General features: G+C 59.0%; 2 protein-coding genes. Both read right to left on the bottom strand.

From position 1 onward, the window contains the following. Window positions 1-1,327: penicillin acylase family protein (locus tag AB4043_RS21735; RefSeq protein ID WP_442308065.1), on the bottom strand; the 1,327-nt coding region annotated here is incomplete at its 3' end. Between the two features lie 24 nt (window positions 1,328-1,351). Beyond that, the coding region (locus AB4043_RS21730) for a hypothetical protein (RefSeq protein ID WP_442308064.1) at window positions 1,352-2,705 on the bottom strand (1,354 nt) is incomplete at its 5' end.

Genomic DNA, 2,705 nt, shown 5'->3' with positions numbered 1-2,705 from the left:
ATCCGCGATGGCGCTTTGCGTCGAGATAGAGCAGCGGGCCGTGCTGCGTCGATCGGACATCATAGATTTCCGGAGCCGCCTTGCCCTTTACACGGATCAGTTGGCGATCTACGCTCAACGGAATCCACTTCCCCTTGTAGAGGTACGCGGTGTTTTCGGGATTGGTCTCCTCGACGTAGAGATCCTCCTGGTCCACACCGAGAATCGTGAAACCCCACGCAACATTCTCGTTGTGGCCGATCGAGATGCCCGGGAGCCCAGGCTCGGTTGCACCGATGACATTCCAACCGGGAGCAACCAGATGAACAAAACTGCGCAGTGACGGGTTCACAACCTCACGGTGAGGATCGTTTGCGAGCAGCGGCATCCCGGTTGTGGATTTTCCGCCGCCGATGACCCAGTTATTGCTGCCGAGATCGCTGTTCTCGGAGATCTGTTCCGTGAGTGCCGCCAGAGTCTGGTCGGCCAGCTTCTGTTGATCGGTCGCCAGCGAACTTGCGCTGGATTTGCTACTGCCTTCCTGAAGCTTCCAGTGAAGATCGCCGGCATCGCGCGTCATATTCAGGATCTGCGGCGTAATGTCGTCCAGGTCAAGCCCTTCCGGCACAACCGTCTTGTGCATGGGATCAGTGACCAGGGCGCGATCGACCTCTGCAACAGCTCCCTTCTTAAGTGCGAGGGCGCGCGCCACTTCGCTGGCAACATTGCGCGTCAGGTTCCATGCCACCATGCGGTTGAGCAGTGTCGTCGCGGTCCATACCGGTTCCGGGTTAAACCCCGTCAGGCGAAACTCAATCGGCAGCTTTCCCGACTCCAGCGTCTCGACAATGGCCGCATTAACACCACGGGCAAACGATTCAAAGATAAGCTGCCCTTCCGGGTGGTACTTCGTCATCTCCTCCTGCAGATTGCCGCGGTACTGCAGCGCGCGGGCGAAGCGGTCGCGTTCCAGGTAGCGAGGGCCAAGTACCTCGGAGAGCCTGCCTTCTCCCATACGCCTCCACATCTCGAGCTGCCACATGCGGTCCTGTGCGGCGACATATCCCTGCGCGAAGAAGAGGTCGCCTGTATTCTGCGCGTAAATATGGGGCACCCCGAATCGATCACGCACAATGCGGACCGACTGGTTCACCCCCTTCACCAGAACGGTTCCGCTGGTCTCCGGCAGGTTCTCCCTCGCCAAACCCAGCAGCTTCTGCGGTGTGGTCTGATGCAGGTTGATCGGCGCTGGCGGAGGATACTGCGCCGATGCCGTGATCGCAGACACTAACCCAACCACCGCGATCGACTTCGCGGCAATCCTTGCAGTCAAACTCCAGCTCTTCATCACTTGTCTCCTCACACGTACCGGTTAGCGGCTGTTCCAGGTCACCCGGACACCAAATTGCAGCTGACGAGGGTCGCCTGCGGAGCTGCGCGTGAGAAAGGCTGTGGACGAGATGGTTGCCGTAGGAGCGTTGAAGACCGGTGTGTTGAAGATGTTGTAGGCCTCGGCGAAGAGGTTGACCTTGAAGGCTTCGCGGAAACTGAACTCTTTCGCTCCCCTCGCGTCAACGCGAGACCCTCCAGAGCCCTGAGCAAGCTGGCCTATGGTTATAGGAGCCAGATTCAGTGCCGGCAAGGTTACTCCATTGAAGGAAGTGGCAGTTTTGAGGGTACGTGCAGCATTGATCAGATCGAGGCTGTGCTGATTGGCGTGGCCGCCGGCGAATTTAGTCAGGCCTGCTGGACGATCGCTGGTATTGCCATCGCCATCGAGATCGCGCCCGTAGGTGATATTGAACGGGGTCGTCGTCAAGACCGCGGCAACGCCGGAGATCTGGATGCCCCAGGGGAAATAGAACATCGGAGCCACGGTAAGAACCTGGCGGCGATCGAGCTCATCCAGGCCACGGTCGGCATTGCCCATGAGGTGAAATGGATCCGACGGAGCGGCCGTATTGTCGTTCAGACCATCGGAGACGACCTTCCCCAGCGCGTACGAAGTCTGCACACTCGCGCGGCGATAGCGGGTACGGAACTGGACCTGCAGTGCGGTATTCCAGGATGTGGTCGTGCTATCAAACAGCGTCACCGTACTGAACTGCTTCAACGGCCGGGGATGCGCGCTATTGAGCGGCCCGACGGCTGGAAGGTTGGCGTCGTGTCCGGTCTGCAGGCCAGTCTGAATCTGCCGGACGAAGTCCACCACAAGCACAGAGTTGCGGCCGAACCCTTGCTGTATCCCTGCTGTCAGCTCGTGGACGTAGGGGATGTCCAAATGATCACCGGGCAGATAGATCAGACGCCCACCCTGCAACGCCACATACTGCTGCAGGGTCAATCCGCCGAGCACCGCGGTCGTGTTCGGGTAGTACTTCAACAGGTTCGGATCGCTGATCTGGACGGTGAAGTTATCTGTGACCGTCTGTCCCTGCATATTGAAGAAAGGGCGATTGCGGACCGAGTAGCCACCATAGGCCGCACGCAGTACCGTAGATCCCTTGCCCATCAGGTCATAGGCAAAGCCAACACGCGGCTGGACGTTATTCCAGTCATTCCCACGATCTGCCGAAACGTAGTTGGAGAGCCCGGCATAGGCTGGGTTGTTCAGGAGGTGGGCCACGTACCTCTGGCTGCGCAGATCGGTTTCGAAGTCATAGCGCAGGCCAGCGTTCATCGTCAGACGTGGCGACAGCTTGACATCATCCTGGATGAAGTAGCTC

Source organism: Terriglobus sp. YAF25 (genome assembly GCF_052113305.1).
Taxonomy (GTDB): domain Bacteria; phylum Acidobacteriota; class Terriglobia; order Terriglobales; family Acidobacteriaceae; genus Terriglobus.
The sequence above is the reverse complement of the archived record's forward strand: the minus strand, read 5'-3'. Positions and strand labels throughout refer to the sequence as shown.